22 protein-coding genes are annotated in these 23281 nt (G+C 69.6%); 13 read left to right on the top strand and 9 right to left on the bottom strand.

The annotated features are described in order from the left end of the window. Window positions 1-145: 145 nt before the first annotated feature. Window positions 146-880: a copper homeostasis protein CutC gene (locus ACFPJ1_RS30945; RefSeq protein WP_380109269.1), complete on the top strand. Its 735-nt coding sequence runs from the start codon at window positions 146-148 to the stop codon at window positions 878-880. Next, entirely contained in the window at window positions 877-1149 is a 273-nt protein-coding gene (locus ACFPJ1_RS30950) for a DUF4031 domain-containing protein (RefSeq protein WP_380109270.1), read from the top strand. Before ACFPJ1_RS30945 ends, ACFPJ1_RS30950 begins: the two co-directional genes overlap by 4 nt. Before the next feature lie 53 nt (window positions 1150-1202). Here ACFPJ1_RS30950 and tuf read toward each other — a convergent pair whose 3' ends face one another. From tuf to ACFPJ1_RS30965, 3 genes are all read right to left on the bottom strand, one after another. After that, window positions 1203-2390 carry an elongation factor Tu gene (gene tuf, locus ACFPJ1_RS30955; protein WP_380109271.1) on the bottom strand — a complete coding sequence of 396 codons (1188 nt, stop codon included), beginning with the start codon at window positions 2388-2390 and terminating at the stop codon, window positions 1203-1205. 314 nt (window positions 2391-2704) lie between these two features. After that, complete coding sequence (locus ACFPJ1_RS30960; protein ID WP_380109273.1) at window positions 2705-3394, bottom strand: DNA alkylation repair protein; 690 nt, start codon at window positions 3392-3394, stop codon at window positions 2705-2707. Between the two features lie 37 nt (window positions 3395-3431). Continuing rightward, entirely contained in the window at window positions 3432-5813 is a 2382-nt protein-coding gene (locus tag ACFPJ1_RS30965) for a hypothetical protein (RefSeq protein WP_380109274.1), read from the bottom strand. Between the two features lie 135 nt (window positions 5814-5948). On the opposite strand from ACFPJ1_RS30965, the gene ACFPJ1_RS30970 reads away from it, so the two are divergent. Continuing rightward, entirely contained in the window at window positions 5949-6833 is an 885-nt protein-coding gene (locus tag ACFPJ1_RS30970; RefSeq protein ID WP_380109275.1) for a Gfo/Idh/MocA family protein, read from the top strand. A gap of 18 nt (window positions 6834-6851) precedes the next feature. On the opposite strand, the gene ACFPJ1_RS30975 is transcribed toward ACFPJ1_RS30970, so the two are convergent. Beyond that, window positions 6852-9113 (bottom strand): outer membrane protein assembly factor BamB family protein, encoded by a 2262-nt coding sequence (locus tag ACFPJ1_RS30975; protein WP_380109276.1) that lies wholly within the window; start codon window positions 9111-9113, stop codon window positions 6852-6854. A gap of 166 nt (window positions 9114-9279) precedes the next feature. Here ACFPJ1_RS30975 and ACFPJ1_RS30980 point away from each other — a divergent pair, with 166 nt between their 5' ends. Then, entirely contained in the window at window positions 9280-10080 is an 801-nt protein-coding gene (locus ACFPJ1_RS30980; RefSeq protein WP_380109278.1) for an IclR family transcriptional regulator, read from the top strand. Here ACFPJ1_RS30980 and ACFPJ1_RS30985 read toward each other — a convergent pair. Genes ACFPJ1_RS30985 through ACFPJ1_RS31000 form a run of 4 tightly spaced genes read right to left on the bottom strand, consistent with a single transcriptional unit; the run spans window position 10016 to window position 13422 of the window. Then, the gene (locus tag ACFPJ1_RS30985) at window positions 10016-10660 is read right to left on the bottom strand and encodes a DUF624 domain-containing protein (RefSeq protein WP_380109280.1); all 645 of its coding nucleotides are present in this window, start codon (window positions 10658-10660) and stop codon (window positions 10016-10018) included. The two genes, ACFPJ1_RS30980 and ACFPJ1_RS30985, sit on opposite strands and share 65 nt — an antisense overlap. Next, window positions 10653-11393, bottom strand: a complete 741-nt coding sequence (locus ACFPJ1_RS30990) for an SDR family NAD(P)-dependent oxidoreductase (protein ID WP_380109282.1) — start codon at window positions 11391-11393, stop codon at window positions 10653-10655. Before ACFPJ1_RS30990 ends, ACFPJ1_RS30985 begins: the two co-directional genes overlap by 8 nt. Further along, window positions 11381-12502, bottom strand: coding sequence for a mandelate racemase/muconate lactonizing enzyme family protein (locus ACFPJ1_RS30995; protein WP_380109284.1), 1122 nt, complete (start codon window positions 12500-12502; stop codon window positions 11381-11383). Before ACFPJ1_RS30995 ends, ACFPJ1_RS30990 begins: the two co-directional genes overlap by 13 nt. Then, window positions 12502-13422, bottom strand: a complete 921-nt coding sequence (locus ACFPJ1_RS31000; protein ID WP_380109286.1) for a dihydrodipicolinate synthase family protein — start codon at window positions 13420-13422, stop codon at window positions 12502-12504. Before ACFPJ1_RS31000 ends, ACFPJ1_RS30995 begins: the two co-directional genes overlap by 1 nt. Window positions 13423-13543: 121 nt before the next feature. On the opposite strand from ACFPJ1_RS31000, the gene ACFPJ1_RS31005 reads away from it, so the two are divergent. The 9 genes from ACFPJ1_RS31005 to ACFPJ1_RS31045 all read left to right on the top strand — a co-directional run bounded on the left by ACFPJ1_RS31005 (window position 13544) and on the right by ACFPJ1_RS31045 (window position 22965). Continuing rightward, on the top strand, window positions 13544-14353 hold the full coding sequence (locus ACFPJ1_RS31005; protein ID WP_380109288.1) for an IclR family transcriptional regulator: 810 nt from the start codon (window positions 13544-13546) through the stop codon (window positions 14351-14353). Beyond that, on the top strand, window positions 14350-15081 hold the full coding sequence (locus ACFPJ1_RS31010; RefSeq protein ID WP_380109289.1) for an ABC transporter substrate-binding protein: 732 nt from the start codon (window positions 14350-14352) through the stop codon (window positions 15079-15081). Before ACFPJ1_RS31005 ends, ACFPJ1_RS31010 begins: the two co-directional genes overlap by 4 nt. Before the next feature lie 23 nt (window positions 15082-15104). Further along, window positions 15105-15797 (top strand): extracellular solute-binding protein, encoded by a 693-nt coding sequence (locus tag ACFPJ1_RS31015; RefSeq protein WP_380109290.1) that lies wholly within the window; start codon window positions 15105-15107, stop codon window positions 15795-15797. A 4-nt stretch (window positions 15798-15801) separates the two neighbouring features. Continuing rightward, on the top strand, window positions 15802-16767 hold the full coding sequence (locus ACFPJ1_RS31020) for a carbohydrate ABC transporter permease (RefSeq protein ID WP_380109293.1): 966 nt from the start codon (window positions 15802-15804) through the stop codon (window positions 16765-16767). Next, window positions 16764-17630, top strand: a complete 867-nt coding sequence (locus ACFPJ1_RS31025) for a carbohydrate ABC transporter permease (RefSeq protein ID WP_380109294.1) — start codon at window positions 16764-16766, stop codon at window positions 17628-17630. Before ACFPJ1_RS31020 ends, ACFPJ1_RS31025 begins: the two co-directional genes overlap by 4 nt. After that, window positions 17614-18486: an SMP-30/gluconolactonase/LRE family protein gene (locus ACFPJ1_RS31030; RefSeq protein ID WP_380109296.1), complete on the top strand. Its 873-nt coding sequence runs from the start codon at window positions 17614-17616 to the stop codon at window positions 18484-18486. The genes ACFPJ1_RS31025 and ACFPJ1_RS31030 overlap by 17 nt, the downstream gene beginning before the upstream one ends. Continuing rightward, window positions 18483-19610, top strand: coding sequence for a mandelate racemase/muconate lactonizing enzyme family protein (locus ACFPJ1_RS31035; protein ID WP_380109297.1), 1128 nt, complete (start codon window positions 18483-18485; stop codon window positions 19608-19610). Before ACFPJ1_RS31030 ends, ACFPJ1_RS31035 begins: the two co-directional genes overlap by 4 nt. A 93-nt stretch (window positions 19611-19703) precedes the next feature. Continuing rightward, complete coding sequence (locus tag ACFPJ1_RS31040; protein ID WP_380109299.1) at window positions 19704-22445, top strand: golvesin C-terminal-like domain-containing protein; 2742 nt, start codon at window positions 19704-19706, stop codon at window positions 22443-22445. Beyond that, window positions 22432-22965, top strand: coding sequence for an NUDIX hydrolase (locus ACFPJ1_RS31045; protein WP_380109302.1), 534 nt, complete (start codon window positions 22432-22434; stop codon window positions 22963-22965). Before ACFPJ1_RS31040 ends, ACFPJ1_RS31045 begins: the two co-directional genes overlap by 14 nt. Here ACFPJ1_RS31045 and ACFPJ1_RS31050 read toward each other — a convergent pair. Then, a complete protein-coding gene (locus ACFPJ1_RS31050; RefSeq protein ID WP_132298460.1) occupies window positions 22923-23234 on the bottom strand; it encodes an ArsR/SmtB family transcription factor in 312 nt (103 codons plus the stop codon). The two genes, ACFPJ1_RS31045 and ACFPJ1_RS31050, sit on opposite strands and share 43 nt — an antisense overlap. Window positions 23235-23281 lie beyond the last annotated feature (47 nt).

Raw genomic sequence — 23281 nt, forward strand, 5'->3', positions numbered from 1 at the left:
CTCGACACCTCTCTCCGAACAGTCTTCTGTATCGTTCTTCTAAATCGTTCTAGAAAAACGATACAGAAGACCCTGGGGGTGTGCAACAGGGTTTCCGAAGAGTTTTGCCGGGCCCGGACGAACCAGATGAAGGATGATGGCGGGCATGGGTTCGTTGCTGGAGGTCATCGCGCTGCATCCGGCGGACGCGGAGGCGGCTCAGGAGGGTGGGGCGGACCGCCTGGAGTTGTGCGCCTCGATGGAGGCCGGCGGCCTGTGCCCGTCGGTGTCGACGGTCAGCGCGGTACGCCGGGTCACGGATCTCCCGCTGCGGGTGATGCTCCGGCTCACCAACTCCTTCACCACCAACGGCGCCGAGCTGAACCGGCTGACCGCGACGGCGCAGTCGTACCTCTCGGCAGGGGCGGACGGGTTCGTCTTCGGATTCCTGACCCCCGACAACGAGGTGGACGTCGAGTCGGTCGCGGCGCTGGCGAGCACGTTCGCGGGCACGCCCTGGACGTTCCACCGGGCGGTCGACGCCGTGCTCGAACAGCGCAAGGCCTGGCGTGCGCTGCGGAGTCTGGCAGGGCTGGACTGCGTGCTCACCGCCGGTTCGAGTCTGGGCGTCCGCTACGGGCTGGACGACCTCTGCAAGCTGGCCAAGGACGACCCGCAGGTCGCGAAGGTGATGATGGCCGGCGGCTCGCTCAAGCCGGAGCACGTGCCCTGGCTGTACGGCAGCGGAGTACGGCGGTTCCACGTCGGGTCGTCCGTGCGGCAGGACGCGTCGTGGACCAAGGCCTACGTGAACTCCCGCTTCGTCCGGGCCTGGCGCAACCTCCTCGACGCCCAGGACGAGCGGCAGGAAGAGAAGGACGAGAAGGAGCGCCCCGGGTGATCCTGATCGACCCACCGGCCTGGCCGGCCTGGAACAGGGTCTGGTCGCACCTGGTGAGCGACGAGTCCCTCGATGAACTGCACGAGTTCGCCCGCAAGACCGGCATCCCGGCCCGGGGCTTCGACCGGGACCACTACGACGTCCCGTCCGACAAGTACGACGAACTGGTCGCGGCCGGCGCGGTACCGGTCTCCAGCCGCGTCCTGGTCCGCCGCTTACTCGTCTCCGGCCTGCGCCACCGCAAGGGCAGCGGTCAGGTCCGGCCCTGAACCTCAGCAAAACAAGGCGCCCCGGGCATCAGCCCGGGGCGCCTCGTTTCACTTCAGTCGAGCAGTTCGGTCACCGTGCCGGCGGCGACGGTGTGGCCGCCCTCGCGGACGGCGAAGCCGAGGCCGACGTCCATCGCGACCGGCTTGGCCAGCTCCACGCCCAGCTCGATCGTGTCACCCGGCATCACCAGCTCGATTCCGCCGAGGTCGATGCCACCCGACACATCCGTGGTCCGGAAGTAGAACTGCGGCCGGTAGTCCGCGGCGAACGGCGTGTGCCGTCCACCCTCGGCGGTCGACAGCGCGTGCAGCTGCGCCCGGAACTTGCGGTGCGGCTGGACGCTGCCCGGCAACGCCACCACCTGGCCGCGACGGACCTCGTCGCGCTTGACGCCGCGCAGCAGCACGGCCGCGTTGTCACCCGCCTCCGCGGACTCCAGCGACTTGCCGAACGTCTCCAGCCCGATCGCCGTACTGGTGACGGTCGGACCGAGGCCGACCACCTCGACGGTCTCGCCGAGGCGGAGCGAACCGCGCTCCACCGCACCGGTGACCACGGTGCCACGCCCGCTGATGGTGAGCACGTTCTCGATCGGCATCAGGAACGGCTCGCCCAGCTCACGCGGCGGGTCCCGCACGTAGGAGTCGACGGCATCGAGCAGCTCGCCGATCGAGGCGATCCACTCGGGGTCGCCCTCGAGCGCCCGCAGCCCGGAGACTCGGATCACCGGCACCTCGTCGGCGGGGAACCCGTACTCCGACAGCAGTTCGCGGACCTCCAGCTCGACCAGGTCGAGCAGCTCGGGGTCCTCGGCGGTGTCCGCCTTGTTCAGCGCGACCACCAGGTACGGCACGCCCACCCGGCGCGCGAGCAGCACGTGCTCGCGCGTCTGCGGCATGGCGCCGTCCTGCGCCGACACGACCAGGATCGCGGCGTCCACCTGCGCGGCGCCGGTGATCATGATCTTCACGTAGTCGGCGTGCCCGGGCATGTCGACGTGCGCGTAGTGCCGGTTGGCGGTCTCGTACTCGACGTGCGAGATGTTGATGGTGATCCCCCGCGCGACCTCCTCCGGCGCCCGGTCGATGCCGTCGAAGGCGACGAACGAGTTGAGGGCCGGGTAGCGCTCGGCGAGCACCTTGGTGATGGCGGCGGTCAGGGTGGTCTTGCCGTGGTCGACGTGACCCATCGTGCCGATGTTGAGGTGCGGCTTGGTCCGCACGAACTGGCTCTTGGCCATGATGCGTTTTCCCTTGCTGGTCAGAAGATTCGAAGAGCCAGGACCCGGTGGCCCACCTTCTCGACAGCTGCAAGCGGCACAGCGCCGGCTGCGGTGAAGGGGGCCGGTTGCCGAGCCACCCTCCTCCGCGGGTCCTGCTTCAGCAGGAGGAGGGTCGGCTTCGTGCGCCGGTGTGTGAAGCTGAATCGACTGACGCCCACGCGGCAGCGCCCGTCAGGCCGAGGCCTGACAGGTACGCAACAGAATCCACGCGGAACATGCTGGTCACGGTAGATGCCAACGCTGCCTCCGGCAACGGAATTCCCGCCGGCTGGTCAGCCGAGATAGGCCTTGCGGGTGGCGGGATCGAGCTTCTCGACGGCATACCGCAGCGCCGGTCGCTGCATGGTGCCGGCGTGCTGGTCGAGGAAGTTTCTGAGGGCCGCTTCGTCCGCGACGCCGGCGTACTTCAAGGCGATCCCGACCGGTTTGGACACGACCGGATCGCTGTCGTCGAGGAGTAGTTCGGCCAACGCGAACAGGTCGGTCAGGTCGGCGGTCGTACCGAAGCGGGCGAAGTACAGGGGTGCGGTGATGGCCGTACGGCGGCGCAGCGGGTCGGTGGTCCGGGCCAGCTTGAAGAGGGGATCCCTGGATCGCTTGAGCAGATAGCGCCCGACGACGTGCGGGGCCGCGCGGTCGACCATGTCCCAGCTGTCGATGGCGTCGTGCCGGCGCAGGTACAGCTCGTACCCCGCGCGCCGTTCGTCGTCCGGCAGCTTGGTCCGGCGGGCGCGGAAGTCGAGCACGCAGAACCCCGCCAGCCGAGCCTCGTACGACGACTCGTCGAGCAGCCGGTCCACCTCGGTGAGCGGCAGGTCGGTGAACGCCTTGGAGGTGTCGAAGGTCGCCTTCATCGGCACGCCGAGCACGTCGCCGCCGCCGTGGTAGTGCTTCTGCACAGCCTCGCCGGGCCGCGCCTTCTCCCGCAACGCCGCCACCAAGGCGTTCGCCGTCAGCTCCATCCGCGGAGCCTAACCGGATTCAGTGCTGCGCGGCGGGTCAGTTTAGGGCGAAGAGGCGGGTGCCGTCGCTGAAGACGGGGCGCCCGCTGGCGACGGTGACGGCCGGCTTGTCGCAGGTGACCTTCTTGGTGTCGGCGACGGAGGTTGCCGTCGGCCCGGCGACGATCGGCCGCGGCTGCACGCCGGTGGTGCCGACCATGACCGGTGAGCAGCTCCCGTCGGGCTGCGGCATCAAGGTGACCACCCGGCCGTCCGGCAGCAGGCCGAACCCGTCCCTCGGGAACGTGGGCTGCTGCAGCTTCGGCGGCACTTGCAGCAGGTGGTGCCACTGCGGGGTGCCGTCGGCCGGGCTCACTGCCGACACGTCGTACGTCTGGGCCTCGCCGACTTCGTTGCTCGTCCGGCAGGTCACCAGGACCAGGGAGGCATGTGTCGCCGCGAGCTGCGCGTCGCAGGACGACCGGCCCAGCCGCGGCCTCGGAGTACCGGGTACTGGGGTCGTCCAGAGGATGCGGCCTTCGCCGACGTCTACGGACCACTGGTGCAGGGTTCCGCCGGCAGCGCCTGTCCACACCAGCCCTGAGACCTCGCGGGTTTCCGGGACGGCCACGAGCTCGCCGATCCAGGTGGCGGGGTCCAGCTCGGCGCTGAGCTCGAACCGGATGCCCAGGTCGACCTCCCAGCGCTGGTCGCCGTCGGTGAGATCCAGACCGCGCACTACGGCGCTGTTGCCGCCACAGGCGTCCACCACGACGGCCTGGTCGGCCAGGAGCACGCCTTGCGTGACGGCGCATTTCAGCTGGGTCCGCCAGTGGGTGGGATTGCTCACGCCATGCGCCACGACGTACCGGCCCTCGGCGACGAGCAACTGGTTCGCGTCCACCGCGAGAGCCGTGCCGTCGGTGTGGACCTCGGTGAGCACCCTCCCGCTCTCGGCGTCGAGTACGGCGTACGTCGGGAGGTCGATCCCGCTCGGCGCGTGGTTGCCGTCGTACGGGAGGTGTGCGGCGAGGGTGCGTCCGTCGGCGGAGACCAGGAGACCGCGCGAACCACTGGAGGCGGCGTCGTCGACGTCGGCCCGGGAGTAGCGCCAGCGGATCTGGCCGGTGGTCGCGTCGGACATCACCACGCCGTCGGACCGGAGCTCGGCCACGCCGCCCGCACTACCGGCGATCGCACCGGTTGCGGGGACCTCCCGGCTCCAGGCGAGCTCTCCGTCGAGCTGCACCGGCAGTACGCCGGGCGGCATGGTGGCGGTGGTGCTGACCGTGTTGGCGGTCTCCAGCCGAGCCTGGACGAAGGGCTCACCGGCGGAGACCACGATCCAGGCGAGCAAGGAGGCGCAGACCAAGGTGACGCCGAGACTCAGCCCGCGCGGTGGAGACAGCGCGTACGGCGGGGCGAGCCGCAGGCGCCGGGCGAGGGCCAGGAGCGCTCCGGCGAGCAAGATCGCGACAGAGGCGAGCATCAGGTACGGCCAGCGCTCGCTCATCGCCGCACCTGGTTGAGCCGCGGGCCAGCGCCACCAGCAGATCCCGATCGCGACTGCGCCGATCGCGGCGAACACCAGAGCAGGGATGGTCACCAGTCGGGGCTTGGCCCGTCGGAACCAAGCGCAGGTCAGCGCGGCAGCCACCGCGGTACCGGCGATCGGTGCCCACACCGGGAAGCCGTTCACCTCGTCGGGCGCGGCCGGCCAGCGTGGGGCGGCGCCGAGACCACGGCCGAGCAGCACGGAGGCGGCGACTACCACACCGAGCGCGGCGCCGAGGTAGATCATCGGGATGAGCCCGGCGATCGGCCGGGCCGCCTTAGGGCCCCAGCGCTTCAGCTCCCGCCGGAGGTTCTCCCGGGCGGCCTGCTCCCACTGCTCCTGAGCCCGGCTGGTCGCGTACAGGCTGGTCTCGGCCAGGCTCTGCAGGAAGGTCATCCGGCCGCGGGCGAAGTCGCGGTCGCCGATGTGCCCGTACTCCTCGCGGATGCCGGCGGCGTACTCGTCGTATCGGTCGGCGGACAGGCTGAGGATGCGCAGGTCGGCGTCGCACAGCACCGCGCCGTTCGCGTCGTCCGGCTCGCAGTCGTGCTTGGCGGTCAGCCGGATCAGCCGGCCGATCTCGGTGATCCTCGCGGCCTCGACGCCGTAGGCGGACAGTTCGAGCTCGGCCAGCTGGGCCGAGACCTCCTCGTTCTCGCCGGGATCGGCCTGCGGGTCGTAGATCGCGTCGTGGAACCAGGCGGCCAGCCGGACCGTGTCGGCGTCGTCGGCCAGATCGGCGAGCTCGTCGATGGTCTCGAGCAGCTCGGTCAGGTGCCGCTGGTCGTGATAGTGGCGATGTTGCTCTGCGTAACGGGCCAGTAGGTCGTCGCCCAGCGGCTGCGCGTCCGGCAGCAGGCGATTCCACTGGTCGCGCAGATCCATGATTGCGAGTCTCGCACCCGGAACCGGCCCGTACCGACCGATCCGGGGGTCCCGGTTAGGGTCGTGGCCAAAGCGATATCGGCTTGTCACCTGACCGGTGTGGTGGGTGGGGCCCGCAGCAGAATGGAGAACGCCATGCGCTTCGGTCTGGTTGGTACCGGTCCCTGGGCTCGCGACACCCACGGACCGGGGCTGCGGGCCGCGGCCGGCGTCGAGTTCGTCGGTGTCTGGGGGCGGGATCCAGGCCGGACGGAGGCGTTGGCCACAGGCCTTGACGTGACGGCGTTCAGCGACTACGCAGAGTTACTGGAAGCGGTCGATGCGGTCGCCTTCGCGGTTCCGCCGAAGGTCCAGGCGTCGATGGCGCTCGAGGCCGCTGCCGTGGGCAAGCATCTGCTGCTGGACAAGCCGGTCGCCGACTCGTACGACGACGCCCGCGCGCTGGCGGACGAGGCGGCCGACGAGGGGATCGCCTCGGTCGTCTTCTTCACCGCCCGGTTCGCGCCGGAGAGCCGGACCTTCTTCGAGAAGGTGCAGGCGCAGGGAGGGTGGAAGGGCGGCTGGTCCCGCATGCTCGCCTCGCTCGATGCTCCGGACAACCCGTTCAAGGAGTCCGTCTGGCGTCGGGAGCCGCGCGGTGCGCTATGGGACATCGGGCCGCACGCGCTGTCCAACCTGAGCGCGATGCTGGGGCCGATCGCGGAACTCCGGGCGATGGGCGGCGCGGGGGACCTCGTGCACCTGGTGATCACCCACGAGTCGGGTGCAACCAGCACGGTGAGCCTGTCGCTGTTCGCGCCACCGGCCGGGACCAACTTCGAGACCGGCATCTGGGGAGAGACCGGTACTGCGCTGCTGCCGCCGTGGGTGACTCCTGGGGTCGAGTCGTTGCAGTTGGCGGCGCGGGAACTGATCGAGGCGGCCGAGTCCGGTGAGTCCCACCCGGTCGACGTCGCCTTCGGCACCCGGATCGTCGAACTCCTCGCCTCCGCCGAGTCCCAACTGCAAGCCGCCCGCTGAGCCTCAACCCGCCGAGGTTCAGCGGAGGGCTATCACGCTGGTGTTGCCGGAGGTGAGGACGAGGTTGCCGACGGCGACGGCGTCGCGGCTGCAGGAGACGCCGGTAGGCAGCCGGACCTGGCGGAATCCGGTCGCGCCGATCACGTTCGCCCAGCAGCCGTCGGAGCCGCGGGCGAGCGAGACCACCCGGGCGTCAGCGGTGACGGTGACCCGGGCGCGCGGGCTCACGGCCGCCGTCGTCTGCCACACGGTCTGACCTGTGTCGGAGTCGATGGCCGTGACGATCGTCTGACGGTTCTCCCGGGTGTCCGGGCCGGGGCAGTCCACCACGACCAGGAGCTTCCCCGCCGCGTTCAGCAACGTGCGGCAGGCCCAGTTCCGCGGTACCGGCCAGCGCCACTTCGTCTCGCCGGTGCGCGGCTCGATCGCCAGCAGTGCGGCCGGTACGTCGGAGTCGCCGCCGGGCTCGGCCACGACGACCAGTCCGCCCACGACGACGGGCCGCCGGTACATGTCGCTGGGCGCCTTGGTCCACAGCTTCTTGCCGGTCTTCAGGTCCAGCCCGGTCATCTCGTCCGGCTCGTCACCGCAGCTGTGCCCGAGAAAGGCGACCACGGTGTCGGCGGTGGCCACCGCACCGATGTCGGTGCAGCGGCCGGGCTCGAACGTCCAGCGATCGCTGCCGTCCGGGTCGACGCCGCGCAGCTTGTCGGAGCCGCGGGCCACTTCCTCGCCGGTGAGCAGCGGATCGCCCTGCTGGATGGTGTGGTCGCGGGTCCGGCCGGGCCAGGCCGCTTTGCGCTCGCCGGTGTCCGCGTCGAGCAGCAGGTAGCCGATGTCGGCGAACTCGGCGACGATGAATCGGCCGTTGGCGGTGGCGACGATGTTCGGCTTCTCGTCCGAGTCGGACCGGCTGTAGCGCCAGCGGAGCTCACCGGTCGCCGCGTCGAGCATCTCCACCACACCGGTCTGCCGCGGAATGGCGATGCCGTACCTCGTCCCGACCGCCTCCTCGGCTCCCGCACCCGTCAATGCGCGGCTGACCCAGGCGACATTGCCGTCCAGCACCGAGTCGGGTGAACTACCGGCCGGGCGGTGGGAGCCCTCCACCCGCTCGTTCGAGCTGAGCACGTAGCTCCGCGCCAGTGGCTGCACGATCAGGAGGAGGATCAGCGCGATCACCCCCGGTACGGCGAGCCAGGCCAGCTGCTGGCCGAGGTTCCTCGACGGCATGAACCGGGCGACTCTCGTGCGCAGCAGCGACGCCACCAGAGCTGACGTGCCGGCCACCAGAAGTAAGAGGAGCGCGGAGATCACCAGTGGCACCCGCAGCCCGACGCCCAGCGCCGGGTTCGTCACGGGCACCTGCGCCCAGGCGACGAGGAGCCCTGTCACTGCCACGGCCACCACGGCGCCGGAGATCAGCCTGGCTCGCTGGGTGTCGCTACGAGCACAGCGGAACAGCACCGGCGCGCTGAAGAACGCGAACACCGCCAGGAGGACTGTCGGCCAGCCGGACTCAGGCTCGACCGACGGAATCTGCCACGACGCACCTGCCGCAGCTATAGAGACGACGGCGGCCGCGATCGCGCTGAACGTCGCAGTGGCCGCCAGTGCCGCCTGCTGCCACCCGCGCCAAGGTGCTGGGAGTTCACTGTCGAGTCCGGCGAGCTCCGTCTCCAGATTGGCCCGAGCAGCCGGGCCAAGCCGCTGCCGCGCCAGTTGCGTCCGGTAGAGATGCCCCTCGAGCAGTTGGCGTACTTCGTCGTACCGGTGTTCCACCGCGGCAGTCCGGTCGCCGGCGTCTCGCCGTACTTCGGACGTGTGGGCCGCGTAGCGCGCCGGGGCCGTGGCCAGGGTGGAGTTGACTGCGTCGAGCAGGACGTCGCCGTTCGCGTCACGCCGGGGCGGAGCGTAGGAGTCGGGCGGGGGAGCCGCGAGGTCACCGGTCAACCGGACGAGCCGGGCCACCTCCGCGATGCGGATGGGGTCGATCCCGTAGGACGGCAGGGTCTGTTCGACCAGCCGCGCGGACGATTCGGCGTCCTCGGCCGGTCCGCCGCCGGGCTCGTGCACCGCCCGGTGGAACCACGCGGCCAGCCGGACGGAGGTCGGGTCGGTGCTGAGCTGGATGAGCGACTCGAGTGTGGTGAGCACGGTCTCGAGGTACTGGTCGCGGTAGGCGCGACGGTTCCGCCCGACGTACCTGGCGACCAGATCGTCCGCCAACGTCGCCGAGCCCGGGATCAGCTCGTTCCACCGTTCGCGCAGGGCCACCACCGCCACAGTCTGCCAGCCTGACCGCACGACCACCCCTCGATCACCCGACCGCAGCCTTGCGGTTGCCGAACAACCACCCCTTGGCAGGCGTGGTTTGGTGGAATGCGAGACCTTCGCCATCTACGATGCGGATACGGAAACCATATTTCAGGGAGAGGGTGAGTTCGTGGCGCGTGCGATCGGCCGTGAGGCCGGGCCTGGGACACAGAGTGTCGAGCGGGCTCTGTCGCTGCTGTCCGAGTTCACCGAGGCCACTCCGCAGCGGCGCGTCTCCGAGCTGGTGGAGGCGACCGGCCTGGGGCAGTCCACCGTCTCCCGGCTGGTCGGCGCCTTGGTCGCGCTGGGCTTCCTCGCCTACGACCAGCGCAGCGGCCTGTACGGGATCGGCCCTCGGGTGATCACCCTGGCCGGCATCGGGCTGAACGAGATGCCTGTCCACCAGCAGTCCCGCCAGGTCGCGCAGAATCTCGCCGCGGACCTGAACCTCGGCGCCAACGTGGCCGAGCGCCGCGGTGCCGAGATGTTCTACCTATGCCACTTCGAGGGGCGTGCGGCCGGGCGGTCGTCCACGCTGGTCGGCCGCACCGGGCCACTGCACGCGACGGCGATCGGCAAGGCGCTGATCAGCGAGCTGCCGCGGTCTGAGTGGCAGGAGCTGCTCGGCGACAACCTCGCGCGCTACACCCCGCACACCGTCACCGACCCCGACGAGCTGGAGCGGATGCTCGCCCAGATCCGCGAGCGCGGCTACTCGCTGGAGCTCGAGGAGCTCGCGTTCGGCCGGGCCTGCCTGGCCGCGCCGATCCGCGACCGGACGGGTGCGATCGTCGCCGCGCTGTCGGTGTCCGGCCCGCTGACCGCGATGGACCTGGCCACCCGCGAAGAGGCCCTGGCCAGGCAGGTCATCGAGCAGGCGGACCAGATCTCGTCGGGTCTGGGGTACCACGCATCGGCCGCGGTGAGCTGACCCGCCGCACCACCAGTACTGCGGCCAGCGCCGCGGCGGCCGGGCTGAACACCAGCACCACGGGTACGACGTACCACGCACCAACAGCGAGCACGACCAGTACTACGGTCGCGGCGAGTGGTAGAGCCGGGCGTCGCCAGCTGAGGTGCAACGTGACCAGCCAGAGCTCCTTCAGCGGGCGATCCCCGGCGGACACCACAGCAGCCGGCAACATCCACAGCGTGACCAGGTAGCCCAGGAACACCACCGACAAGGGAACAGCCCAGACGGTCTGCCTCGCGGCGGCCAGGTAGAACGCCAGCACCCAGACGGTGGCGAGTGGCAGGCCAAGGACCAGTTGCCCGCGGCCGAGCCACTTCCGCCAGGCCGACCAGAAGCAGGACCACGGCCTGACCTCGGACTCATCCAGGTAGGCCATCGTCAGCCGGTGAGCGGCAAGTGTCGCCGGCGCCAACCCGGCGACCACCAAGCCCGCGGCAACACCGAGCAACCACAGCAGCGTGATCACTGCCAGGCGCAGCGGCCAGTCGAGGAATCGGTAGACGGGCGCGAGCCGGCCGGTCAGGTCCACCTCAGGCATCGCGGAGCCTGGCCTGGAGGTCAGCGCGCCCGGCAGCAGCCGGCGACATGACCGACAAGCCGCCGTCCACCGGCAGCACCACGCCGGTGATCCCGGAAGCCTTCGGACCAGCGAGGAACGCGACAGCGTCCGCAACCTCCCGCGCCTGGATCGTGCGGCCGATCGGGTAACCCGCAGCCGCGTCCGGGAGTTTCGTGCCGCCGACCATGCCGGGCGCTACTGCGTTCACGCGGACCCCGCGGCCGCCGTATTCGACCGCGAGTTGCCGGACGAGCGCGTCGATCCCACCCTTGGCCGCGGTGTAGGCCGCGGCCCAGGGAGCGGCGACCAGAGTGTTCACCGAGGACACCGCGACCACAGCGGCCGCGTCGCTCTCGAAGAGGTGTGGCAGGGCGGAGCGGACCGGGAAGAAGAAGGTGTCGAGCGTGTTGGACAGCGTGTCGAACCACTGCCTGTCTGTGGTCCGATGGGCGGGTTCGAGCGGCATCCGGCCGGCCGCGGTCACCAGCACGTCCAGCCCGCCGAAGTCGGCGACCACGGCCGAGACCACCTCGGCCGCGCCGTCGGGGTCGGAACAGTCGGCGGTCAGCCGCAGGTCCAGCCCGTCGACCTTGTCGTCCTCCAGCGACGCCCCGGCGACCCGGCAGTCGTCCGCGGCCAGCGCGGCCACGATCGCCTGACCGATGGGCGTCGTGGCCCCGATCACCAGGGCGCGGCGCGTCACCGGATGCACGCCGCGCGCACGGCATCCTCGTTGACCTCGACCCCGAGCCCCGGCCCGGTCGGTACCGCGAAGCCGAGCGTGCCCGGCTCCAATGGCGTCACCAGGACCTCGTTGACCGGGCCGAACAGCATCGGGTGGAACTCGTAGGCGAGCAGGTTCCCGACCGCCGCGGACGCGTGGATGCTCGCGGCCATGATGATCCCGAGCCCGGCCGAGTGGTGCGGGGCCAGCGGGGTGAACCAGGTCTCGGCCACCGCCGCGAGATCCACCAGTTCGGTGATCCCGGTCCGCCCGGCGTCCGGCTGCAGGATCGAGGCCGCACCTTCCAGCAACCACGGCTTGAACTCCTGCCGGTGCCGCAGACTCTCCCCGATCGCCACCGGGGTGTCGATTCGCCGAGCCACTTCCGCATGACCCGCGATGTCCTCGAAGCCCACCGGTGCTTCCAAGAACCAGCCGCCCGTGCTGTCGAGGCCCCGGCCGAGCCGAACCGCCTGGGCGACGTCGTACACGCCATGGATGTCGACGGCAACCAGCAGGTCGTCGTGCACGTTGCGAAGGGCCTCGACCGTCGCAAGGTCGGCCCGTACTCCGTGACCGAGGCCGAGCTTGATCTGGCGGACGCCCTGGTCGACCCACTCCCGGGCCATGGCGACCCGCTCGCTGTCCTTCTTCCCCGGCAACCCGGACACGTACGTCGGTACGACGTCCCGCTGGGCTCCGCCGAGCAACTGGTGCACCGGCACCCCCGCGATCCGGCCGGCCAGGTCCCACAGCGCCACGTCGATCGCGGCGACGGCGTCACCTTGGTGCCCGCCGAGGTGACCCCGCTCCCGCATCAGGGCACGCAGAGCGGTGACGAGCGGCCGGACTCGGGTCGGGTCGGCTCCTAGCAGCGCGGGCTTCAGCAGCAGCTCGATGATCTTGCCGGGGACCTCCGGCGCCACCGGTGCCAGGGCTTCTCCCCAGCCGACCGAGCCGTCGTCCGCGGTCAGCTTGACCAGCAGAGTCTCCCGCCCGGAGGCGTAGATGCTCGGCCAGGGCGGCTTCGTCGTGTATGTCCGGTCCGGTCCGGCCAGGACCAGCGGAAAAACCTCTACGTCAGTGATGGTTGGCATCAGCGGATCCCGGTCAGCGGAGTGGTGCCGGCAGGAAGGTCCAGCCGGTCGAGTATCGCAGCCAGTCCGGCCCTGGCCCTGGAGTCCAGCTCACGGGCAGGAACGCGGACGGCCGCGTGGTCGATCAACCCGCGGCGGACCAGGACCTCCTTGTGCACGGCCCAGGCGATCCCGGACTGCAGCCCGTACACCAGCAGCGGCAGCAGCAGGTCGAACCTCGCCCGGGCATCGTCGTACCGGCCCGCCCGCCAGTCGGTGAACACCGGCGCAAGCAGGTCCGGGATCTCGCAGGCGGGCATCGTTCCGACCGCCCCGGCCGCGAGCTCGTCGAGCAGGAACTGCGCGTTCTGACCACCGAGTACGACGAAGCCGGGCTCGTCGATGCGGTCCACCACAGCCGCGACCTTCGGAGCCGTCGGTGGCGCCTCGACCTTCACCGAGGTGACTCGGGCGATGGTGGCGAGCTCGGCGATCTGCTGCGGCGACATGGCCACTCCGGTCGCGCCGGGGGCGTCCTGCACCATCACCTCGGGTCCGACCGCGGCGACCGCGGCGTAGAACGACGGCAGCTGGGCAGGGCTCGGCGGCACCATGAACGGCGGCAACACCATCAGCGCGTCGGCTCCTCCCGCGGCTGCCTCCCGGGCCTGTTCCACCGCCGTCACCGTCGAGGTGGCGGCGACACCGACCACCAGCGGGACCTGTCCGGCAACCACCTCGGCGACCGCGTTCGTGACGAGCCGGCGCTCGGTCGCGGTCAGGGCGAAGGCCTCGCTGGCCATGCCGAGCACGGCGACGCCGTCCACCCCGCTGGCCAGCTGGAACCCGGTCAGCCGGCGCAGGCTCGGCAGATCCAGACTGCCGTCGGGATGGAACGGCGTGGCCAGGATCGGAACCAGGCCTTGGACGGTGGGGGCCACAGGAAGCTCCTCGATGTTCAGCATTCGGCATCCGATGGGTGCTTGACGAGATCCATCATGTGCGTAAGGCTGCCACATAGTGGATGACAACGTCCATCATTCGAGGAAAGGAACGCAGGCTGTGAGTGCCGAGGCAGGGACGAACCAGAGCGTGGAGCGCGCCGCGGCCGTCCTGCGGGCGTTCACCGGTCCGGGCGCCCTGCGCGTCACGGAGGTCGCCAAGCTGGCGGGCCTGCGGCAGTCCACCGCCTCCCGCCTGCTGAGCACCCTCGAGCAGGCGGGTTTCGTCGAGCGCGACGCGGACGGGCAGTACCGCCTGGGTGCCGACCTGATCACCCTGGCCGGCGTCGCGCTGAACGGACATCCCGTGCACCACGCGGCCCGGCAACGCGCCCAGTCCCTGGCGGCGACCACCGGGCTCGGCGCCAACGTCGCAGTACGGCGTGGAGATCACGCCTTCTACCTGTGCAACTTCGAAGGACACCTCGCACCGCGGTCGTTCGCGCTGACCGGCCGCCGCAACCCCCTGCACGCCACCGCACTCGGCAAGAGCCTGCTGCTCGGAGTCGAGGGCCGGCGCGACCTGCTGGGGGAGCTGGAGAGATACACCCCGCGCACCATCACCGACCACGACGTACTGACCGCCGCGATCGAGCAGGTCGCCTGGCAGGGCTACTCGACCGAGACCGAGGAACTGTCCCTCGGCCGGTCCTGCCTGGCCGCACCCCTGCGCGACCGGACCGGTCGGGTCGTCGCCGCGCTGTCCCTGTCCGGACCGTCGAGTGTCGTCGACCTTCCGGGCCGGGAGCACGAACTGTCCCGCCTCGTCGTCGAGACCGCGGACGCCATCAACTCACAGTTGGGTCACCACGGCCCGACCGACCGCCAGATCCCGGCGCCCCCGCGCCACGACCTCCGGAGCCGATCATGAAGATCCGCCCTGCTCTCACCGTGCTCACCTGCGCGGTGGCGCTCGCCCTGTCGGGGTGCAACCTCGTCGGAGGCAGCCCGGACTCGGGCAACGCCACCGACAAGGTCACCGTCACCGTCGCGCTGGTCCCCGACCCGCCCGGCGCCAGCCAGTTCTACCGCGAGCAGTTCGACGAGTTCGAGAAGGCCAACCCGGGCATCGCGGTCAAGGTGCTGGAGAACCCCTCGGACCAGCAGTTGAACGCGGTCGAGCTGATGTTCCAGCAGAACAACGCGCCTGACATCTTCCGTGCCCAGGACGACGGGATGGACCGGATGGCCGCCCGCGGCTGGGTCGCGCCGCTGGACGAGTTCGTCACACCCGAGTTCCTGAAGCGGTTCCCGGAGGGCAGCATGGACCCGGCCACCTCCGGCCTGCACCGCGACGGCAAGCTGATGAGCCTGCCGCTGGTCTGGGGACCGTGGTCGACGCTGCGGGTCTTCCTCTACAACGAGGACCTGCTGAAGAAGTCCGGCTTCACGGCGCCGCCGAAGACCTGGTCCGAGCTCGAGCGGACGGCCACCAAGGTCACCGCCGACGGCAAGGGCAAGTACTTCGGCTACGCGCCGACCGCGGCCAAGGCCGTCGGCGTCGAGATGCTCGCGGACACCGCCGTCCCGTACTCCGTGCCCGCGGCCGGCATCGACTACCGGACCGGCAAGCCCGCCACCTCCAGCCCGGCCTGGTAGAGGCCGTCGAGCTGCACCGGCGGATGCAGGCGGCGAAGGTGATGATGCCGGGTTGGGAGAGCTGGGACGGCAGCCGTGCGTTCAAGGAGTTCGCGGCCGGCCGGCTCGCGATGTACCCGACGCCGCCGTGGCACGTCGCCGAGGTCCGCAAGCTCGCGCCCGAGATCAAGATGGGCATCACCGGTCTGCCCGTGCCGGACGCGGGGCGCGGGGCCTACCTGCCGCTGACCAAGTCCTTCAGCCCGCTGTGGTCGATGTCGTCCAAGTCTGAGCACAAGGCGGAGAGCTGGAAGGTGATGGACTTCCTTTCCTCGGAGTCCTTCCACAACGCCTACTACAAGAAGTTCGGCACGCTCACCGCGCTTGAGGGTGCCTGGAAGGCCGAAGCGGAGAAGAACCCGGACCAGGCCGCGATCCTGAAGGTGGCCGAGGAGACCATGCGGCGCGCGCCGAACCCGGCCCTGGCCAGCACCGGCGGCCGGGCAGTCACCGACGCGCTCGCGGCCAAGCCCGACCTGAAGCACACCGACGCCGCGTTCAGCTCGATCATCAAGAACCAGCCGTTCGCTCCGGCCGCGGCCAAGCTCGACAAGGACCTGCAGACCTACCTGGACAAGACCTCGGCCGACCTGAAGGCGAAGGGCAAGGAGGGCTCGGCCAAGGACCTGACCTTCGCCGGCTGGGATCCCCTCAAGGACTTCACGCCGGGAGGCTGACCGCATGACGACGACCGTCGAGCGTCCGCTCGCGAAGGCCCCGGTCGCGGACACCAAGTCGCGCCGGCCGGGGCGGTTCCGCAAGCACCTGTGGAGCTACCTGTTCCTGGTCCCGCTGGTGCTGCTGTTCGGTGGCTTCACCGTCTGGCCGATGATCGCCAGCTGGTGGTACGCGTTCTTCAACTGGGACGGGGTCGGCTCGCCGACCGACTGGGTCGGCCTGGCGAACTTTCGCGAGGTGCTCGGCGCCGACGCGTTCTGGCGCGCTTTCTGGCACTCGTTCGCGTTCTCGCTGGCGGCGATCTTCATCGAGATGCCGCTGGCGCTGGTGATGGCGATCCTGCTGAACAGCAGCTGGCTGCGCTTCCGCAACCTGTACCGGCTGGTGCTGTTCCTGCCGGTGGTCGCCACCACCGCCGTGATCGGGATCGTGATCGCCATCCTGCTCGACCCGGCCGGCGGGCTGGTGAACCGGATCCTGCTGGACACCGGCCTGGTCGACCAGCCGGTCAACTTCCTCGGCAGTACGTCGACCGCGCTGCCCACGCTGTTGTCGATCGACGTCTGGAAGGGCTTCGGCATCACCTTGATCTACTGGCTGGCCGCGCTGCAGACCGTGCCGAAGGATCTGCAGGAGGCCGCGGCCATCGACGGCGCAGGCTTCTGGCGGGCCCTGCGCTTCGTCACCCTGCCGGTCGTCACGCCGATCGCGATCGTGATCCTGCTGCTCGTGTTCCAGCGCAGCCTGAACACCTTCGACCTGGTCCGCGCGGTCACCGAGGGCGGGCCGGACTACGCAACCGATGTGGTTCCGACCTACATCTACCGCTATGCGTTCGACCCGTCGTTGCAGGCACCGCGGTACGGGTTCGCCTCGGCGGCGGGCGTCGTCTTCGGTCTGCTGACCCTGGTGGTCACGTTGCTGCAGGCACCTTTCCTGAAGCGCCGGCTGTCCGGAGGCAAGGCATGAGCGGGGGTGTGGGACTGCGCCTGAACCGGCGCCTGAACCGACGCCTGGTCAGGCGCAACGTCTGGCACCTGCTGCTGATCCCGCTGTGCCTGGTCTGGATCTACCCGTTCGTCTGGATGATCTCGGCCGCCTTCAAGACACCGCGGGAGATGCTGATCGGCGGTCTCTCGCTGCTGCCCGACGAGGCGACGCTGGAGAACTTCCGGCGCGCCTGGACGACGGCGAAGTTCAGCACCTACACGGCGAACACCATCACATTCTCGATCGCGGTCGTCGTGCTGGTGCTGCTGGTGGCCTCGACCGCCGGCTACGCGCTGGCCAGGCCGGGGCTACCGGGCAAGAAGGTGTTCGTCGGGGTGCTGATCGCGACGATGTTCATCCCGCACGGCTACACGATCATCCCGACGTTCATCGTGGTGAACGGCCTCGGGCTCGGCAACGGCCTGCTCGGTTCGGCGCTCGCGCAGGCGGGTCCCGCGCTCGTCGTACCGGTGCTGTTGTTCATGGGGTTTTTCAGCGGGATCCCGAAGGAGTTGGAGGAAGCCGCGCGGATGGACGGCGCGGGGTACCTGCGGACGTACTGGCGGGTGATGCTGCCGCTGGCGAAACCGGTGATGGGCACGGTGGCGCTGATGAACTTCATCGGCGCCTGGAACGCCTTCTTCATCCCGCTGGTGTTCACCCTGGGCAACCCGGACCTGCGCACGCTCGGCGTCGGCATGTACGGGTTCTACGGCCAGGACACCACCGACTGGACCGGACTCGCGGCCGCGGCCTGCATCAGCGTGGTGCCGATCGTGGTGGTCTTCCTCTTCCTGCAACGGACCTTCGTCGAGGGGATCGCGGGTGCGGTCAAGAGCTGACCTGATCTCCACCACCGCTTATGTGCAAGGGGAATCACCCCGGCTGGATGCCAGGACCGGTGAGCTGGTCTGGGTGGACATCTCGGCCGGCCGGGTGCATCGCGGCAGCCTTGCGGACGGCGTACTGACCGTGCTGCGGGACTACGAGATCGGCCGGCCGGTCGGGGTCGCGGTACCGCTGGCCGAGGCTGGTGCCGGGTGGGCGATCGCTGTGAAGGAGGGGTTCGCCCACCTGGCGGAGGACGGCACGGTGACACCGCTGGTCACCGGCCTGACGTCCGGGCGGGACCAGATGAACGACGGCGCCTGCCACCCCGACGGCAGCTTCTGGGCCGGCTCGCAGGCGCTCCCGCGGGCGCCACACGCTGCGCTCTTCCGCTTGTCGCCCGACGGCTCGGTCGACACGATGCTGACCGGCCTGACCGTTGCCAACGGCATCGACTTCAGTCCGGACGGCCAGACGCTGTACTTCGTCGACACCCTCCCGCACCGCCGCCTCGAAGCCATCGACCTGTCCACCGGTACGCCGGGCGAGCGCCGTACGATCGTCGAGGTCGGCGGCGGGAATCCCGACGGGCTGGTGCTCGACGACGAAGGGTGCGTCTGGGTGGCGGTGTGGGATGCGAGCGAGGTTCGCCGGTACGCGCCGACGGGTGAGCTGCTGGCCACCGTCGAGCTGCCTGTACCGAGGCCGACTGCGGTCTGCTTCCAGGGCAGCACCCTGGTGATCACGACGGCCTCGCTCGGGCTGGCTGATGCGCCGCCCGGCAGTGGCGGGTTGTTCGCCGTCGACGCCGGAGTCACGGGCCCTGCGTCGAGACCGTGGCGAGGCAGATGTGATGGGGTGGGCGCATGAAGATCGAGGAGATCGACCTGGTGTCCCTGCCGGCCGCGGACGACTGGCCGGCGCTGGTGGCGGTGGTACGGACCGAGGACGGCCTGACCGGGATCGGCGAGGTCGGCATGCGCGGCCGGGAGCGCGCTGCGGCCGGGCTGGTCGAGGATCTGCGCCCGCTGCTGGTCGGCGTCGACGCCACCCGGATCGAGCACATCTGGCAGCTCGGCTACCGCTCCGCCTTCTTCCCGTCCGACCGGCACCACGGGTCGGTGCTGGCCGGGATCGACATCGCCTTGTGGGACCTGCAGGGCCAGCGCCTCGGAGTACCGGTGCATGCGCTGCTCGGTGGGCGCTCGCGGGACTATGTGCCGGCCTATGCGCATGTGCGTGGCGGGTCGATGGACGACGTGCTCAACCATGCGTCGGAGCTGGCCGAGCAAGGGTGGCAGCACCTGCGGCTGACGGCGTGGGATCCCGAGGAGCCCGAGTACAACGCTCGCCGGGCTGTTCGGTGGACCGTCGAGCTGATGCGGGAGTTGCGGGCCGGGCTGGGCGACGAGATCGAGTTGCTGCTCGACGTGCACACCCGGCTGGACCTGGCCGAGGCCGTCCAGCTGTGTCGTGAGCTCGAGCCGCTCCGCCCGTTCTTCGTCGAGGACCCGCTGCGCAGCGAGCACCTCTCGGCGTACAAGTCGCTCCGCGGCCGGGTCGGTGTACCGATCGCGGCGGGGGAGCAGCTGTGTACGAAGTGGGAGTTCCGGCAGTTGGTCGAGGACGAGCTGATCGACCACGCGCGGATCGATCTCGGGCACACCGGGATCACCGAGGGCCGCAAGATCGCCGCCCTCTGCGAGACCCACCACGTCCAGCTCGCCCTGCACAACTCGATCGGCGCGCTCTGCACGGCCGCGTCGACGCAGTTCAACACGGCGCTGCCGAACGTGAGTGTGCAGGAGCAGTGTCAGCGGGCGACGCCTCCGCTCGGCGCCTTCACCTCGACCATCCAGGCAGAGCCCGGGCGGCTGACCGCCACCGACGCACCGGGCCTGGGTATCACCGCCGACCTGTCCCAGGCGCTGCCTCCCGAGACGGCCGTCATCCCACGGCTGCACCGGCCGGACGGCTCGGTCACCAACTGGTAGTGATCCATGGTGTAGATATCTCATCTGCACTATGGACATGAAACCCGCACAATCATATCGTCGGTTCACGCCCGAGACGTAGGGAGCCGTCTGATGACCGTTCGCCCTGTTCGATTCCTGGCCTCACTCGCTCTGATCGCATCGACCCTCACCGTCTCCGCCCTGGCCGGTGTCGCGCCGGCCGCGGCTGACCCGCCCCCCGGGCCGAACCATGTCCCCGCTGGGTATCAACTCGACTGGTCGGACGAGTTCGCCGGCGCGACGCTCGCCGCGAACGACTGGTACAAGCGCGAGGGCTCGAAGGCGATCTGCAAGAACGACCCGGACAACGTCACGGTCGGCGGCGGCGTCATGCACATCGCGCTGGAGAAAGAGGTGAACGGCGACACGGACTACACCTGTGGCGGCATCATCTCGACGAAGACCTTCGGCTACGGGTACTACGAGACCCGGGCGAGGTTGTGGGGCGACAAGGGCTTCCACTCCGCCTTCTGGCAGATGGGCCTGGCCGACTACGTGCCGGACGCCCCGTTGTACAAGGGTCCGTACAACAGGTTCAACGAGATCGACGGGTTCGAGATCGACTCGCACGCGCCGGGCACGGTCCAGCAGCACACGCACTGGACAGTGCCGCAGCACATCGGCAACCCGGGCGGGGTGTACGCCGGGCCGGACTCGTCGGACGGGTATCACACCTACGGTTACGAGTGGCTGCCGACGGAGATCCGCTTCTACGTCGACGGCGTCCTGAGCCGCACGCTCGCCTACCCGGGGCCGCATGCCCTGCAGAACGTCTGGCTCACCACACTCGGATTCACCGAGCCGGTGACCGAGACGAACCTGCCGGGTGAGACCACGTGGGACTACTTCCGCTATTACAAGCCGGTGGACTCCGCCAGCGACGTTGCCTCTGGTGATGTCCTTGTGGACAACGGTGATCCGGGCTACGCCGAGACCGGTACGTGGTCGGCGGCGAGCGATGCGTACGGCTACCAGGACAAGCTCACCCGGCGCGCGGCGACCACAGGTGCCTCCGCGACCTGGACCCCGACCCTGCCCGCGACGCAGTCCTACGAGGTCTACGCGTGGAACCCCGACTTCATCAGAACCGGCAGTACTGCGGCCCGCTACGAGATCACCCACGACGGCGGTACTACGAATGTCCTGGTGGATCAGACCAAGGCGGGTCAGCAGTGGGTCGACCTCGGCTCCTACGTGATGACACCGGGAGCAGGCCGGAAGGTGCAACTCGTCAACAACGCGGGTGCGACCGGCACGTTGCGGGCGGACGCGGTGAAGTTCGTCCCGACAGTAGTGATCGACAACGGCGGCGCCGGGTACACCGAGGCCGGGCCGTGGACCAGTACCACCACGGTGAAGGGCTGGCAGGGGACGGACACTCGCTACTCGTCCACCTCGACCTCCACAGCTCGGTGGACCCCGCAGCTACCGTCGGCCGGTCGGTACGACGTCTACGCGTGGATCCCGGGGAACTCCCTGAACGTGACGACAGCGCAGTACGTCGTCAACAGCAGTGCGGGTGCCAGTGCGCCGGTGGATCCGGCTGAGTCGGTGGGAGTCGACCGGTGGGTGCGGCTGGGCAACTACCAGTTCGCAGCGGGCGGTACGGGCTGGGTCGAGCTGAGCAAGCCGTCGGGGCATGAGGGCTATCTGCGCGCTGACGCGGTGAAGTTCGTCCCGGCGCCTGCCGCCGACGCCGTGCCTCCGGCGACGCCCACGGATGTCACCAACACCGTGCAGACGTTCCCGGCGACGGGCGACGCGGTGCTTGATCTCCAGTGGACTCCGGTGACGGATGCGGACGTGGTCGGGCACCACGTCTACCTCGACGGCCGGCGACAGACGGCGAACCCGGTACGCCGTGGGTCGTTCCAGTTGCACGAATTGGCCGCCGGGCAGACATACCAGTTGTCCGTCACGGCGATCGACAGGTCCGGCAACGAGTCGCCGGCCTCGGCCCCGGTCGCAGTACAGGTCCCTGCTGATGCTCAGGCTCCTGCGACGCCTACTGGTCTGATGGGCGAGGCTGCGAACGGCCAGGCCGTCCTGTACTGGAACCAGAGCCCTGAGCTGGATCTGCTCGGCTACAACATCTACGCCGACGGTGTACTGGTGAACACCGATGAGCCGGTCGGCAACATCGGGAATCCCGGATTGGTTGCCCAGGGCATCCCTGTGCCGGATCTGGCGAACAACGTGGCGCACAGCCTGCAGGTGAAGGCCGTAGACCTCAGCGGCAACGAGTCGGCGCCTGCGACGGTCTCGGTGACGCCGCTCCCGATGGCGATCGTGGGAGTCGCAGACCCGGGTTACACCGAGGTCGGGGTCTGGGCGCCGTCCAGTGTGCCGGGCTGGCTGACCACGGGAACACGTGCCGCCAACGGCGTTGGCAAGAGCGCCGACTGGCGGCCGGACCTGCCTAGCGGCGGCCGGTACGACGTGTACGCGTGGGTGCCCAACCACGAGAACAGCACAGCGGCCGCCCACTACGTGATCACTCATGCCACTGGCACGGCGAGCACGGACCTCAGTCAGAAGACCGGTGGAATGCAGTGGATCCTGCTCGGCCGGTACCAGTTCGCCGCCGGTACAGCGGGGCACGTCACCGTCTCCAATCCGTCCTCCGCCGGCTACCTCCGCACCAGCTACACCAAGTTCGTTCCGGTCAGCCCTGATTGTCGGAGGGTGCTGGCAGGGTCGGCGCATGCGGAGTTCGGTGCGGAGGGTTCAGGAGTTGGTGCGGGGGATTGTGCCGTTCGACGAGGTGGAGGCGGGGCATCGGAACGAGGCGTTGAGGTGGTTGGCGAGCACTGACGATGTGTTCCGGCGGGTGAAGCCGGCGACACCGAGTCCGCATCTGGTGTCGTACGTGGTGGTGATCGATCCGGTGGATCGGAGCAGTCTGCTGGTGGATCACCTGAACGCGAAGTTGTGGCTGCCGCCGGGCGGCCATGTCGAGCCGGACGAGGATCCGGTGGACGCTGCCCGGCGGGAGGCATCCGAGGAGCTCGGCGTCGAGGCTGAGCTCGCGGATGCCTTGCCGGCTTTCATCACCGTCACCGAGACGGTCGGGGTTGATCACGGGCACACCGACGTGAGCTTGTGGTTCGTGGTGCACGGGCGGCGGGGGATGTCGTTGGTGACTGATCCGGCCGAGTTCCGTGAGGCGCGGTGGTGGACGCCCGAGGAGGTCCGTGCGGCTGGTGCCGGGGTGTTCGACCCGCACTACCCGCGCTTTGTCGCGAAGCTCGCCGGCCAGCGCGGGCCCGCAGTACTGGCATCCGCAGTGCGTCAGCGTTGGGCGGCGAGGATGCCGGTGAGGAGGCCGGGGTAGAGGGTTTCGAGGTCTTCGCGGCGGAGGGTGCTGATGCGGCGGGTGCCTTCGGTGTGGGTGCTGAGGACGCCGGCTTCGCGCAGGGTGCGGAGGTGGTGGGCCCGGGTGGAGGCGGTGACGGGAAGCTCGATGTCGCCGCAGGCGATGCCCTCGGGTGCGTCGGCCAGAGCGCGGACGATCTGTAGCCGGACGGGTTCGCCCAGTGCCTGCAGGACCGTCTCGACGCGAATCTCCTCGCGGTCCGGCTGCGGCAATGCCCTTGTGGTCATGGGTCCATAGTACGACGTGTATCGAAGTTCGATGAAGATCGTAGTAC

The organism is Kribbella qitaiheensis, from assembly GCF_042657745.1.
In the GTDB taxonomy this organism is placed as follows: Bacteria; Actinomycetota; Actinomycetes; order Propionibacteriales; family Kribbellaceae; genus Kribbella; species Kribbella qitaiheensis.

Excerpts from the sequence above, each read along its gene's own strand:
- ACFPJ1_RS30945 (WP_380109269.1), top strand. The coding sequence starts at position 146 with ATGGGTTCGTTGCTGGAGGTCATCGCGCTGCATCCGGCGGACGCGGAG.
- tuf (WP_380109271.1), bottom strand. The coding sequence starts at position 2,390 with ATGGCCAAGAGCCAGTTCGTGCGGACCAAGCCGCACCTCAACATCGGC.
- ACFPJ1_RS30960 (WP_380109273.1), bottom strand. The coding sequence starts at position 3,394 with ATGGAGCTGACGGCGAACGCCTTGGTGGCGGCGTTGCGGGAGAAGGCG.
- ACFPJ1_RS30965 (WP_380109274.1), bottom strand. The coding sequence starts at position 5,813 with ATGGATCTGCGCGACCAGTGGAATCGCCTGCTGCCGGACGCGCAGCCG.
- ACFPJ1_RS30970 (WP_380109275.1), top strand. The coding sequence starts at position 5,949 with ATGCGCTTCGGTCTGGTTGGTACCGGTCCCTGGGCTCGCGACACCCAC.
- ACFPJ1_RS30985 (WP_380109280.1), bottom strand. The coding sequence starts at position 10,660 with ATGCCTGAGGTGGACCTGACCGGCCGGCTCGCGCCCGTCTACCGATTC.
- ACFPJ1_RS30995 (WP_380109284.1), bottom strand. The coding sequence starts at position 12,502 with ATGCCAACCATCACTGACGTAGAGGTTTTTCCGCTGGTCCTGGCCGGA.
- ACFPJ1_RS31010 (WP_380109289.1), top strand. The coding sequence starts at position 14,350 with ATGAAGATCCGCCCTGCTCTCACCGTGCTCACCTGCGCGGTGGCGCTC.
- ACFPJ1_RS31015 (WP_380109290.1), top strand. The coding sequence starts at position 15,105 with ATGCAGGCGGCGAAGGTGATGATGCCGGGTTGGGAGAGCTGGGACGGC.
- ACFPJ1_RS31020 (WP_380109293.1), top strand. The coding sequence starts at position 15,802 with ATGACGACGACCGTCGAGCGTCCGCTCGCGAAGGCCCCGGTCGCGGAC.
- ACFPJ1_RS31025 (WP_380109294.1), top strand. The coding sequence starts at position 16,764 with ATGAGCGGGGGTGTGGGACTGCGCCTGAACCGGCGCCTGAACCGACGC.
- ACFPJ1_RS31035 (WP_380109297.1), top strand. The coding sequence starts at position 18,483 with ATGAAGATCGAGGAGATCGACCTGGTGTCCCTGCCGGCCGCGGACGAC.
- ACFPJ1_RS31040 (WP_380109299.1), top strand. The coding sequence starts at position 19,704 with ATGACCGTTCGCCCTGTTCGATTCCTGGCCTCACTCGCTCTGATCGCA.
- ACFPJ1_RS31050 (WP_132298460.1), bottom strand. The coding sequence starts at position 23,234 with ATGACCACAAGGGCATTGCCGCAGCCGGACCGCGAGGAGATTCGCGTC.